Annotated in this window: 10 protein-coding genes; all 10 read right to left on the bottom strand. The window is 36.8% G+C overall.

Annotated elements, in window-relative coordinates:
- Positions 1-19: 19 nt before the first annotated feature.
- The 10 genes from C8270_RS08440 to C8270_RS08400 all read right to left on the bottom strand — a co-directional run bounded on the left by C8270_RS08440 (position 20) and on the right by C8270_RS08400 (position 12,788).
- Positions 20-511 (bottom strand): RNA polymerase sigma factor, encoded by a 492-nt coding sequence (locus C8270_RS08440; RefSeq protein ID WP_106496406.1) that lies wholly within the window; start codon positions 509-511, stop codon positions 20-22.
- A gap of 401 nt (positions 512-912) precedes the next feature.
- Positions 913-1,944, bottom strand: a complete 1,032-nt coding sequence (gene darG, locus C8270_RS08435) for a type II toxin-antitoxin system antitoxin DNA ADP-ribosyl glycohydrolase DarG (RefSeq protein ID WP_106496405.1) — start codon at positions 1,942-1,944, stop codon at positions 913-915.
- A gap of 16 nt (positions 1,945-1,960) precedes the next feature.
- Positions 1,961-2,590 (bottom strand): type II toxin-antitoxin system toxin DNA ADP-ribosyl transferase DarT, encoded by a 630-nt coding sequence (darT, locus tag C8270_RS08430; protein WP_106496404.1) that lies wholly within the window; start codon positions 2,588-2,590, stop codon positions 1,961-1,963.
- A 65-nt stretch (positions 2,591-2,655) separates the two neighbouring features.
- Entirely contained in the window at positions 2,656-3,477 is an 822-nt protein-coding gene (locus C8270_RS08425) for a tyrosine-type recombinase/integrase (RefSeq protein ID WP_106496403.1), read from the bottom strand.
- Positions 3,478-3,627: 150 nt separating this feature from the next.
- Positions 3,628-4,425, bottom strand: coding sequence for a hypothetical protein (locus C8270_RS08420; RefSeq protein ID WP_106496402.1), 798 nt, complete (start codon positions 4,423-4,425; stop codon positions 3,628-3,630).
- Between the two features lie 547 nt (positions 4,426-4,972).
- Positions 4,973-5,143 (bottom strand): hypothetical protein, encoded by a 171-nt coding sequence (locus C8270_RS19905; protein ID WP_158701664.1) that lies wholly within the window; start codon positions 5,141-5,143, stop codon positions 4,973-4,975.
- A gap of 630 nt (positions 5,144-5,773) precedes the next feature.
- Positions 5,774-6,142 (bottom strand): hypothetical protein, encoded by a 369-nt coding sequence (locus tag C8270_RS08415; RefSeq protein ID WP_106496401.1) that lies wholly within the window; start codon positions 6,140-6,142, stop codon positions 5,774-5,776.
- A 12-nt stretch (positions 6,143-6,154) separates the two neighbouring features.
- A complete protein-coding gene (locus C8270_RS08410; protein ID WP_106496400.1) occupies positions 6,155-7,930 on the bottom strand; it encodes a dynamin family protein in 1,776 nt (591 codons plus the stop codon).
- Positions 7,927-9,846, bottom strand: a complete 1,920-nt coding sequence (locus C8270_RS08405) for a dynamin family protein (RefSeq protein ID WP_106496399.1) — start codon at positions 9,844-9,846, stop codon at positions 7,927-7,929. Before C8270_RS08405 ends, C8270_RS08410 begins: the two co-directional genes overlap by 4 nt.
- A complete protein-coding gene (locus C8270_RS08400; protein WP_158701663.1) occupies positions 9,843-12,788 on the bottom strand; it encodes a TcaA NTF2-like domain-containing protein in 2,946 nt (981 codons plus the stop codon). Before C8270_RS08400 ends, C8270_RS08405 begins: the two co-directional genes overlap by 4 nt.
- Positions 12,789-13,167 lie beyond the last annotated feature (379 nt).

Genomic DNA, 13,167 nt, shown 5'->3' with positions numbered 1-13,167 from the left:
TCCAACGTCGTATAATGATTCAATGCTTTTCATCCATTTCCACACGCAGCAATTCAAGCGCCCTATATAATCGAGTTTTTATCGTGTTCTTATTTTCATTCAAAACTTCCGCCACTTCATCAATCTTTAAGTCCTCAAAAAATCGTAATATAATAACACTTTTAAATTTGATTGGCAGTTGATCCAACGATCGTTTTAAATCGATGTCTTGATATGTATCATTTTGGCCGGAAAGAAAATATTCTAATGATTCCTCATCGATCAATGACATTTTCTTGTTCTTCCGCAAAAAGTCTAAGGATGAATGAACAATTATTTTATAAAACCAGCTTTTCACGGATTGATCATCCTTCAAAGACTCTCTTTTCAATACCGCCTTTTCAATAGATTCTTGAACAATGTCCAGCGCATCCGCAACATTTTTCACATAACTAAATGCCAACCGATAAAAATTTTCTTGATTCTCTATAATAAACGCTATAACTTTATCATCTGATCTGTTTTTCTTCATGAAGAGAGAGCTCCTTTTAGTTCAATACTACCTCCCAGGTGTCACATCTAATAGACGCATAGCCTAGAAAAAAAGTTGTAAATTACGAGAAAAAAGTTTTGGGACATGGGGACAGGTTTGTTGTCCCAGTCAAAAACCCCGTGATTGAGGGGATTTCAGCTGGGACAGTTAACCTGTCCCCATGTCCCATAGTATTTGCATATTATTATAATTGAAGAAATATATTTTATCGAACACACTGTAATATTTGACTTACGTTTATTGTTAATAATTACAACATATAAGGCAACAACATATCACGCTAATCTCAATATTATTCATATTTCCTACGTTTTTCATTAGAGTAGTAAAAAAAATCAAATCAAAAAATACCCCACTCCAATTAGAGTAGGGCTTAAATTTTATATTAATCCAATAACATTCAAATGCTCCCATGCCTTCCCAATATGCTTCTCTTTAAATATCTTACGCTTCCGCTCATTCCAGTTATGAACTTCCTCTACTATTTTTTGTACATCATCTTGTATTTCTGGTTTATTGTCTGCAACCCAGTGAACCGTTGCAAGCAATTCTAATCCGTACGGTGTCTCAAACCCTTGAATAATATCTCTTACTTTTTCCAGATGTTCAAATGCTTCCCGGTCATCCTTTAAAAATTGCTCAGCATAATCAGTTGCATTACCAATTAAATATATTTCGGCATCTCTGCTTCTGTCACCAAATCCTCGTATAAAATGACCATCTAATCGTTCCAATACGTGATTTAGATTATCAGCATATGGACCAAATTTGCCCTTTTCGAATCTTAGCCTGAGCGGTTCACCAACTATTTGCAGAAAGTATGCTAACTTTTGTACTTCTAATAAAGACAGTTTGTATCCCGGTATAGAGTAATCATTCATAAGCATTAAGAATAACGCTCTGGCTCTTGTAATTTTTGGTCGGTCCGTTCGAATCTTAATTTTGTCAGGTTTTGGGCTTCCTGCTGGTTCATAGAGATGAACATCAACATTTGATAATTGTTCGAAGGCTGTTTCAATTATAGGATATACCTCTGACCATTTTAACCCACCGTTTCCACATCCAAGTGGCGGTATGGCAATTGACTTGATATTTAATTCTTTAATAACCTTTATTAAATCTTCTAGGCCAGATTTAATATCACTCATCTGGGATTTATTTTTCCAATGACGTTTTGTCGGGAAATTAACGACATACTTTGGATTAAACAAGGATTTCGTTTCAACCACATGCATTTTTCCCGGTACAACCTCTTTACGGCGACAGGCCTGTTGATAAACTGAAAACACTTTGGGATATGCCTGTTTGAATTGAAGCGCAATCCCCTTTCCCATTACACCTACGCAGTTTACAGTATTTACTAGTGCTTCCGCTTCATCTTCAAGAAGATTGCCCTGTTTTAAGATAATCATTTTATTCACCTCCATCTTAGTAGTACCAATTTCGAATTGCGACAAACTTATCGTAATCATATTTATGTATTAAATTTTCTACTTGTAACTTTATTGACTCATTTTTAACAGCAAATCCTAATATAAAATCAAATGGAATAAATTTGTGAACTAAAAATTCTGCTTGTCGACGCCTTTTTCTATCTGGGTCATCTTCCCTATCAAACCAATACTTGGATTGCATAACTTCCCAATCAATTTTATCTATATGTTTTAGATCCTTGTAAAAATCAGTAAACCCCATAATAGCATGGCCATCGGTAAATACATACTCTAATCCTGCATAGTGTATAATATCCGTTCTAGAAACTAAATAAATGATATGACCTTGCCCATGTTCATATCCTTCCACTTGCCCTTTACGAATTGCATATAACATTGGAGATTTAGGAGCAAAGTAAAATGGAACGTAATCATGTAAATTGCCGTTGGGCGGAAGTGGCACAGTCTTCATTGTTCTTTTGTTTTGAATACTATTATGTGCAATATTTTCATATTCAACACTTTTTTCCTCTATCGTGTTGTGAGCTAAAAGACCACCATGTTGAAGAATGGATTCAAGATTATTTAAATCAGTAATATGATAAAGCAACTTTTCAACTATCATATATGCACATCCAATTTCTATAATTATATAAAATCTTTATTCTGTTGTCACTGCCGTCATCACCGTCATTCATGCTTATAAAGCATTTCCACAGCATTTTGTTTATCCTCTTGTGTTGGCATGGAGTAACGTGATAACATGCCCAATGATGAATGACCACTTAGCGATTGAATGAGTGTTAAATCCGCTCCACTTCTCTGCAAATCCGTAATAAATGTATGACGGAGCTGATGAACGTGATATCCATATTTATGAACAAGATTTTGTACCGTTCTTACACTGATCCTTTTTCCTCTATTACTCAAGAATATGGCTGGATAATCATCGATTCGTTGATATAAGTATTTATCAATTGCACGCCTTACTTCAGCATTTAAAGGAATAGTTCTTTCTTTATTTCCTTTCCCAACTACTGTTAACTTTCCTTTTCTTTCACTTATTTCAATATCTGAACGATCAATAGAAACTAATTCAGACACTCGAATACCCGTGTTTAATAACACCATAATAATAGCGAAATCCCTTTTATTCCTGCTCCGGTCAATATCACAAATCAAACGATTACGTTCGTTTTTTGATAACGCTTGTGGCGCTTCCTTTTTATAATCTGGTGCTTTTACAACTGATATGTCTTCGATACAGTCCTCTTTACCAACAAACTTACTATACTTCTTTATCGCATTCCAAATTTTATTAATGGTTGAGGCACTTTTTTTCTTTGCTGCTAAATAATCAATATATTGTTGAACATCAGATCGAGAAAAATCTTCTATGTTCGTATCACTACCAGCAAGCCATTTATTAAATTGTTCAAGGCAATGCATGTATGTTTTAATGGTTGTAGCAGATTTACCTTTTAGTCCTTCCTTTTGAAACTGTATAAGCAAATGCAATCTCCCCTAAAATGCCTTTAAATAATTCTACGCAATAATTTCTCTTTATTAGATTCTACTATACTAGCCAAAATCCTGCAAAAAAAAGTTTGGAAATTAAAATAATGGCGTGGAATTATATTTCCACGCCATTATTCTACGCAATTAGGAAAAACTTCTAATGTCTATTATTCTGGATGCATCAATTGATATATTTTCCTTTAAGAAAATCATTATAGTTTTGTAATCCTTATAACCCACATGAAATTTTAATAAACAATCAATTGCACTCAGTAAAAGATGTTGTTTTGTGACCGGGATATGATTGATATCTAGTATTTCCTCCAAAGCCACCTTAAAAGAGATCACAGAGGATTCAGAATTACGGATCCAATCCTTTTCTAATGCATAGCTATCGAGTATATATCTTCCAATATGTGATACAATCTCTGGACACTCTCTTATGTTGCTAACATTGCTATCCGTCTGTGCATCAATCCAAGTTAAAAATCCATTTATACATCTATCCCTATTAAAACGATGTTGCAAATAATCAGTTGAAACAATCTGACCTTCACGTTCAATATAAGGTTCCCCGTTCGCTGTTGTCCCAGTGTCCAAACCATATTCTTTTAATTTTGAACGAAAAGCATTATCTGATGTAAATAAATCTTTTATATTCATTAAACCGTTTGTTAAAAGGCTATTTCTATCATAAATTGAAGCTACGTGTTGGACAGTCAAATAATCAAAATCAATTTTTTCCTCAGCAACATTGAATGAATTTGCTAAGTCGTCAACATCCAATCTATTTTTATATTCAAGAGACCCATACTTATTTATCTCAAATCGATATGTATTATTTAATATAAATTTTCCTACAGTTGATATTTGAACACCCAGAATATCTGCTACTGATTTATATGTTGATTCTAAATTACTACAATCTAACAATTTTTCCATTTAGATTAGTTCTCCCATCTTTTATTTTTCTCTGCATTCAATTTTCATCTAAGAAATATTAGCATACGAGAGAAAAAGTTTACTATTCCTAAATGCAAAAAATATAAGCCAGTCAACAAAACATTAACTGACTTACACTTTCTAATTCAGTGTGATTTCGGGTGGAATCCTCAATCCCACAGAGTCCACTTAAACGCGGATATTCGTATTACGTCTTTCTGATCCACAAAACATTTTATTTAGAAGGTATTCAATCTTAGTACAATCAAATGTGCTATTTTGATTTTTTTACTCGGATTCTGAGCAATGGGGGGACTGACACTAAAATTTCCGAACCAAAAGTTAAGGAAGTAAGTGCATCTTCCTATAAGTGTCACAATCTCTGGGCACTTTTCAAGGGACATGGGACAAGTCCTCGTCCCAGAACCCCGTGTTGTAGGCGATTTCAGCCGGGACAGTTAACCTGTCCCCCATGTCCCCCGCTCCGATTGTACTTTTGTTTTAATTAATTCCCATCAATAAAATGAAATACAAACTACAACTTTTTTTATTCTGGTATATTTATATTTAACATTTTTCCTTCATAACTAAGTATCCCCGAATATTTTCTATTTATTGGTTCCTTTTTACCTCTTCTAACATTAATTCCTTCATTATTTAAACACCTAACAACTTCTGCTTGCTTTTTTTCAAACTCATCTAAGTTTTTATATAACATTTCAACACACCTCATTATTGTTTATAACCATTAGTTCATAACTATCCAAATTATAAATCATTTTTTAAAGACTTTGAAAGTAAAACTGCAAAAGGATTCTTTTCCCATTTTCCTTCTCCTAATCCTCTAATGGATATGGAAAGTGATAAACTACTGCTTATTTAGTCAACGCCTTTAAAAAAAGCAAGTGAAATTTTGAAAGTCGTTAGAGAGAATGGCTGTTGGGAAAATGGTTATCAAGAGATAGAAATGACTTAATCAAAACTATATATCAGAATTAAACCGTGCTGAGGAAGCAATTGAAAAACTAGAAAAACAAATAGAGGAACTAATTGACGATCCACTTAAAACGATTCCGGGCGTCGATACAATTTTAGCTGCAACACTCATTTCCCACGTGGAGGGGATCTGACCTAAAAATCCCCAAAATTCCGAGGAAAGAAGTCCTCCATAAATTCTTGGAAAAAGGTTGGATTAACTCTTTAAATAAGCGGTCATGGTTCGTATACAGATCTTTATTTATTAGAACAATTCAACCAATATATCACATCCCTTTTCTAATAAATAGTAACACTATAATAGCAATCTAGATAAGAGACGACAAGTTAACGCCGCCCCCAGCCCGATGCATCATGGGTTCGATCTATAATACCCCCCACCTTCTTCTTTCGATCGGTTTACATCTGTATTGCCGTCACCATCTCGGTAATACCCGTCAACATGTGTGCCGTCTGAACGGGTATAGTCATCAACGAAATGGGGATTCACAAAATGTTGATTTCCATTATTCAAGTCCAATGGTGGACATTTATAGCTATGTGCATGTTTCAGTGGATCCTGAGAATCAAAAATATCCTGTCCGGTAAATGAATTAATATCCATTCTCGGAACATCTTGATAAGAATCGTGGTAATCATCTTGAAATGTTGTATCTTGTTGAAAATCCGAATCAAACGTATTTCCAACATCTGTTCCATGGTCTGTAAGAAATTCACTCATACTATCCTCTCCCTATACGTTTTGAATTGCTTGTTTTGGCATCACTTTTTGTTGAAACTTTTCCAGCGCTTCTATACGGTGGGTCTGGTCTTGTTCGGATTGTAACTTCTGCTCCACCTTTTGTTTTACAGATGAATGATAATGAGAAACCATGCGTTGGAACTCCTGACTAGAACCATGCTGAATCTTCTCCGTTGTTTCCTCTATATATGCATTCATATGGTGACGGAAATCGGTGAAAATATGGGCCACATGATCGTTTGTGGCCTCTAGTATAGTCGGCTTCACCTTTTGCCATTCCTTTTCTTTTAACTTATTACTAAGCCATGGATGTCCGACAAAGGCTACAATTGGAAATAAGACATTTGCTCCCAAGACAAGAGCTAGTGCGCTTGCTCCCCCTAGCAATGCTCCAGAGGTGAGTGTTGTATTTTTTGTATCAGGAGATTCGATATCGATTACGGACGCAAAGTTCATTTGAGATTTGGTCGTATGTAGTATTGACTCTTGTTGAAATGTTTCGGCTAATCCATCCGAAATTTCCTTTTCCAATTTTTGAAATAAGATAAAGATCGGTTGACTATAGCCATCCACCCATTTCGTAAGTTCATTTTTTATTTTCCGCGACAGATCTCTTTCCACAAATAGTTTAATATTGTCACCCGTATGGTATTCAATTGATTCCATTAATTCCCGCTTCAACCGCTGTTCAAAATGGTCCATTGATTTAAGAATCATAAACTTGATTTCAGCTGTCCGTTCCTCAATATAATCCGCCAGTTGTTCATTCAAGCCTTCCGCACCTTCCATCAAAGCCTGCAATTTCTGCTGTTCTTGCTTGAGTTGGTCAACCGTCTGACTTGTAAATGCCTTTTCCTCATCTATTTCGCGACTAATACCCATTTTTATAAAGTTAAATCGATGCTGATAGCGATTGATTTTTTGTTGTTGCTTCGTGCCGTTTTGAATCAAATTTATAATTGATTCTTTTACTTGAACCATGCCGCACTGTTCATATAATTGTTGATCGTTATTAACGCTACCCTCTAATGCCTCTAGAGCAGATAAAGGAAGGATGTGATGCTCCTTTCGTCCACTTATCTGGGCCAATCTTCTATTTGCAAACTCCAGTACTTCCTCCACATCTTCTTCATCATCTAATTGATCCATGAAATTGGCAATAAATACGATATGCTCTGTTCCGTTACGCATTAGAAAGTCTTCCAAAAACTCAAGTTCGGTCTTTCGGAACGGGGCATTGATATCAATCATGAATAAAATGCCGTCTGCACGTGGAATAAATTGATGTGTAACCGCCACGCGATGAGCATTTAGGTCATTTACTCCAGGTGTGTCAACTAAAACAACACGATGATCCAGCATTGATGAAGGATGTGGAACTTTAATATAGTTTACAGAATTAGGGTCAAAATCAGCCTGAGCTGTGAATTGATCCAGTGATTGACTTGTTAATGGTAGTAACTCCTTTTCACCATTGGATTTAACTACTTCCATTTCGCTAGCTTCTCCCTGATAAAGCACATGGATCGCTGCGGTTGTCGGTGTTACATTCACAGGCAGTAATTCTTCCTCTAAAAGTGCATTTAGAAAGGTCGATTTACCATTCTTGAACTCCCCAACTGTGACCAATGTAAAATAATCTTCCTCAATATCTTGTTTTAGTTCCTTAAGTTTCTCTAGCTGTGGACTTTCTGGAGCCAATCTCTGCCATTGTTCCATTGTTTCTTGAAGTTCCCTGAATAGGGATAGCTTTGTCGTTTCGCTCATACATGCACTTCCTCTTCACTACGGATATTCAATCTTTCTAATAGATGAACACATTCTTGATGAATCTGCTTTAATGCCTGTTCCTGCTGCCTAATAACGGCTAACCTGTTTTCTATCTCCGTTTTTTCTAGTTGGGTATTATGGGTCAACGTGGCAAGCTGTTGTTCCTTTTCACGGATCATTTGCTTCACTGTCTGATGATAATTGGATTCAATTCCTTTAATCACTGCTTTCCATTCTTTTTTCAAAGCATTTACTTTATTTGCATGATTGGCTGACAACTGATTGGATAGCTGACTTCTTAGTTTTCTCCGCTTTTCCTTATCAGAAGTACCAAACCAATTTTTTAAAAAAGAGACAATTCCAGAAGCCACTGTATTAAGCATATAACCTGCAGCAATAGCTGCTTTACCAAATATGCTCGTACTCCTGCTCCAGGCGAAATCCAATTCTTCATAAATATCATCGAAAATATCATAGGCAGGTTGTTCTCCATTATGGAAAGAGACCTGCAATTGCGTGTCTTCTTCGATCGTCATCAATTGGTTAAAATTTGTATCAATCTGCCCCCACTTATGATTGAGCTCCTTACTACCAAGCTGAATAATTTTTTTAGCAAGGTTTTGCATGCGTTCTACTTTTTCTTCATGTAGTTGACGTTCCAAAGGGGCTGTAGCTGCCTCGACATGATTCGTAATAGTTGTCTCATCAAGTGAATCACTACGGTCAAAAGCATGGATGCCAGCTTGTTTTATCTTGGTCAGTTCATCCTTATACCACTGGATAATATCCTTTTCTTTAGACCTGAGCATATTCCTAATTTGCTGAAGTGATTTCTCGCCACTTTTTCTAAAATCCTCTAGCTGGTTTTGTATGTTATTAATTTTCTCCTCCAGTCCATGCCTTTCCATCTCTAACGACCGCTTGACAAGCTTCACATCTTTGTCGAGCGTCTCATTAATCAGACGAATCGTTTGTTGAATCGGACGTTTCATCTTTACCTTGCCACGATCATACATTAGGAATTCGGCTAAAGCATGTTCAAATTCAGGAATCCCTGTCTCTTCTAAAGTAACTGGCTTTCTTACCCGCAATTCCTCTCCATTTAATACCCTTCTAGTTGTCAAACCCTGCTTTGCTGACACTAGAAAAATTCTTGGGTCATCAATGATTCCCTGCAAATTTTCTCTAATATAATCAGTGACTTCCTTTTCATCCTGTTCTGTCCGAAGTGCATCCTTGAAATTCGCGACAAGAAATACTTTTTGAATATCATTTTCAAGCAGCCTATCTTTAAGCATCGTCATCTCTGATTTTGACAACGGCGACTTTGCGGTAAGTAATAAAATAGCCACATCTGAGCGCGGAATAATTTCTGATGCCAGCCTGTCCCGTGTTGCGTTTCCGTCATTCAGTCCAGGTGTATCGATAATCCGAACCCCATCCTTACAAAAATCAATCGGATAACAAATATCCGCATATGCGATGCTTTCAATATACGCAACTGCTTTGTCATATTCCCTTTGTCCTTGGTCATCTCCAGGTAACGGCTCTATAGGGGCAACAATTCTTTGAAATTCCTCTTGACCAATTACCTTTTTCGTTTCGTCCTGGAAATGCAAAATAACTTCTGTTTCTTCCCCGTATGAAATATGATTCAACACCGTTGTCGTCGTTTTCGGTGAGGAAGGGAGTATTTTTTCACCGAGTAACGCATTAATGAACATCGATTTCCCACGCCCAAATTCCCCCACAACTGTAATTTGGAATTGGTTATTTTGTAACTCCTCTCTATATCCCATGATTTTCTCTTTCTTCACTGGGGCATGCATCCCCTCAAAGACGGTGACCAGACGATCTGTTTGCGTTTGGAATTCCTCTAGTGATTTAACATAATGATGTAATGAAAAACTCATTCTACTCCTCCTTCACTCGTTTCAATAGACTCAGACGGAAATTCCTCTTGATTTGTAATTTCCTCCTTTGTTTTATCGAGAATAGCGATACTCCCATTTTCATCAACAGAAAGACGATATTGTAATTGTTTCTCATTAATTTGCGTCATCCCATCCATCGAAAAAATTTCCTCGACAGTCTCTGCATCGACAAGAAAATGTCTAGCATCTTCCTGTCTGATAGAATTAATTAGCAACTGATTGTTTTGTAGCTGATCCCCTTTTCTGGCCAACTTTTCTACGTATTCTTTTGCTTCAGACCACGCTGACCCCATCTGATCATAGTAGTTGATTAAATCGTCTGTGGAACCACTATATACAGCATAGGTCTTTTCTTCATTAAATCGCGCCATGAACCGCTGAACATCTTCTTGTGATACAAGTTCCACCGTCCGCAGTTCCTCTAAAGTCTTTTCCGTGTTGTCTATTTCTATGTCATTGATAGCTAACGATTCTTCCTCCACATGGATGGAATAGGTCTTCTTTTTTTCATAGTTTAGTTGGTCACCTATTTCATTCTCATATGTAAATGTTTCAAACGTTTCTACTTTGACAGTTCCATCTATTATTTCGGACATAGACGTGACATCAATTTCTTGGTTTCTAAAATCATAATATGTCTCTGGTAAATCATCCTCTATATAACTCCTAAGAGAAGTATAGGCCCCGCTCCCCTGTTCTAAATAAGGAGAAACATAACCGAAGTTCTTCTCATTTAAGGCAAGAAAGTAGTTATTCCGGAATTCGTCCAAAAAGGTAGAAACCTCTTCAAACGAAAGATAGACAGGCTCAGGCTCCTCCGATTGCAGCTCCTCTTCCGTATCACCATTCGATTGGGGCTCATCATTCGATTGAGGCTCATCATCTACTTCATCGGTGGGTTCTGGGTCAAATGATTGCTCCTCCACGACATCTGATTTTGTATCTTCTGGATCGGATGAAAATAGCTGTGCCGATACAATCGTTTGCCAAATCAGCACAAAAAATACAGCAACAATGCCTAAAGATAGAATCCGTTTACGATTTCTATTAATCCTGTCAAACACTAGATTTATATTAAAAGGACTTTCTTCACGAAGCTTATACACCAACGAATTAAGTAGCAACTGATCGTTTATTTCCGGGTATCCAAATTCTCCCTCGGTCCATGATGGATGATCTTCAGACGTAATCGTTTGATAAAACAACAGAAAGTCTTGCTTATTTTCATCCGTAAATCGATTATTCCAGCTACTAGAAGCGATTTTATCATACTCCATATAGGCATTTTGATATTCCACTGTGGATACAAGGTCTGGATCATCATGCGAAAATGCTGGTAAAACAATTGAATGAAGCGCATACAAATCTTCCATAAAACGATAAATAGCTTCGACACTATCTTTTGTTAATAGCTTGTAATCAGCTTGATACGCTGCAAGAAAGTCGCTCATTTCCCTTTTTAGTTTGTCATAGGTTTCCAGATAGACAGCCGTTAAACGATCGACATAATCATGAAACCTCTCTTCAAAAGACTGAATCTGAGCGGATAGATTGAACTTTTGTTTTTTAATATTCTCATATTTATTATGTACTTGCATGGCTAACTTTCTATAATGTTCATCCTTTTCCTTAAACTTCTTCAAGCGGCGAATCCCGATAACTTTTCGTTTTGCGACCGTATCCCATTCCTTTTTTAAGGCCTGCCATTCTTCCTTTGCGGTATCTTTCCTAGCATTGTAGCTTTGCACCTTGCTTTCCCAATCTTTAATTTGCTTTATCAGCTTCCCTATCAAATGCTCCATTTCGGGAAAATAAGCTAGATATTCAGGTGATAGCCCAGGGGATAAGGATTGAAACATTCCTAATTCACTTTGTAAATCCTCCAAATTCGTTAAGCTAGTAATTGACCTATCACCAAGCTCTTTCCATCGATAAAGGAACGCTTCCATCTCCTGTATATCTGCATCTATTTTCTGATGACCGGAATAGAAAGCATCCGAATCATGAATACAGAAATCATTGATAAACCTGGAAAAATCATCCGTTACTAACTTTTCCTCGTGTTCTGCCATGTGGAAATGAATGGATTGAAGCAGCTTCATTAGGTGGAAATATTGCTTCTTATATTTGATAGAAGCATCCGCTTTAATTTGTTCCAACAGATTCTCGATAGCTCCCCAATTACTCATTTCCAAATCTTCCTGATTATTGTTCAGTTTTGCTTCCAATGCGTTAGATGCTGTAATACCAATAATTTCATCTTCAAGCACATTTTTCGATCTGGCTTGAACCTGCTGAAAAATTTCCTGAATTGAATCCCGCATCTGTTCTGCTTCCTCATCATCTACCACATCCATCAAACCGTCGACATGGTTGATAATTCCATAAACAGGAATGTGACGCTCTTTTAGTTTCTGAATATATTCACTCTCAACAACCTTCCCCGCACTTTCGAAAAAGAACAACCAAAAAGCTGCATCCACATGATCAAAATAGTTCTCAGAAATGCCATTATGCTCGTTGTTCGCATCAATCCCTGGGGAATCAACCAAATGGACATATTTTAAAAGATCGATTGGCAAACGAATTTCTATCATGTTGATATATGGCTTGAGTGCCGTCCCCCCACCCTCACGATCAGTAGTTAGCGAAGATAGCCACATAATCGACAGTTTACTTGTCCGACCGTCCTTAAAGTGAGCAACCAGCTCTTTTTCTTCCCCATAGGTCAACTTGGTAATAATCGCCGTCTCCGCCCGCATTGAGGAACTTAATAATTCTTCACCAATAAATGTATTTAAGAAAGTAGATTTTCCCGAACTAAAAACCCCAGCAATCAAGAGTTGTATCGGCTCGTCTAACTTATTTATCTGTTCCGTAATGTCTTTATATAAAAACGGATTATAATTTTTAGTTTTCACCCATGTAGCTAGTTTTTCTAATGTATTTCGTATGTTAGCCTTCCAAATGGTAATCCCTCCACCATGACTTTTCTCCTATTTTTATCGGTTATTTTGGTGCGGAAGTTTAGGGGATTGGGAGAAATTGGGTGGGTATTTGGTATTTTGGGAATTGGTTTGTGTTTGCGTGAGCGAGTAGCCGGTAAGTGCTATATACTTTCAAATAGAAAAACGACCACTTTGTTGATGGCCGTTTTTCATTTTGTAACTCTATTTTAATTCACATGGGAAACCATTCTTGTTGTGCTTCCGTTAATATTTGCAGTTTGACCAGATTCATTGACTCTTTGGCCATAGCCTCATCTTGTCGTTGACTTAATACGTTCATCGTATTTCAGGA

This window comes from Lentibacillus sp. Marseille-P4043 (assembly GCF_900258515.1).
GTDB lineage: Bacteria > Bacillota > Bacilli > Bacillales > Amphibacillaceae > Lentibacillus_C.
This window is presented reverse-complemented; position numbering and strand designations above follow the sequence as displayed.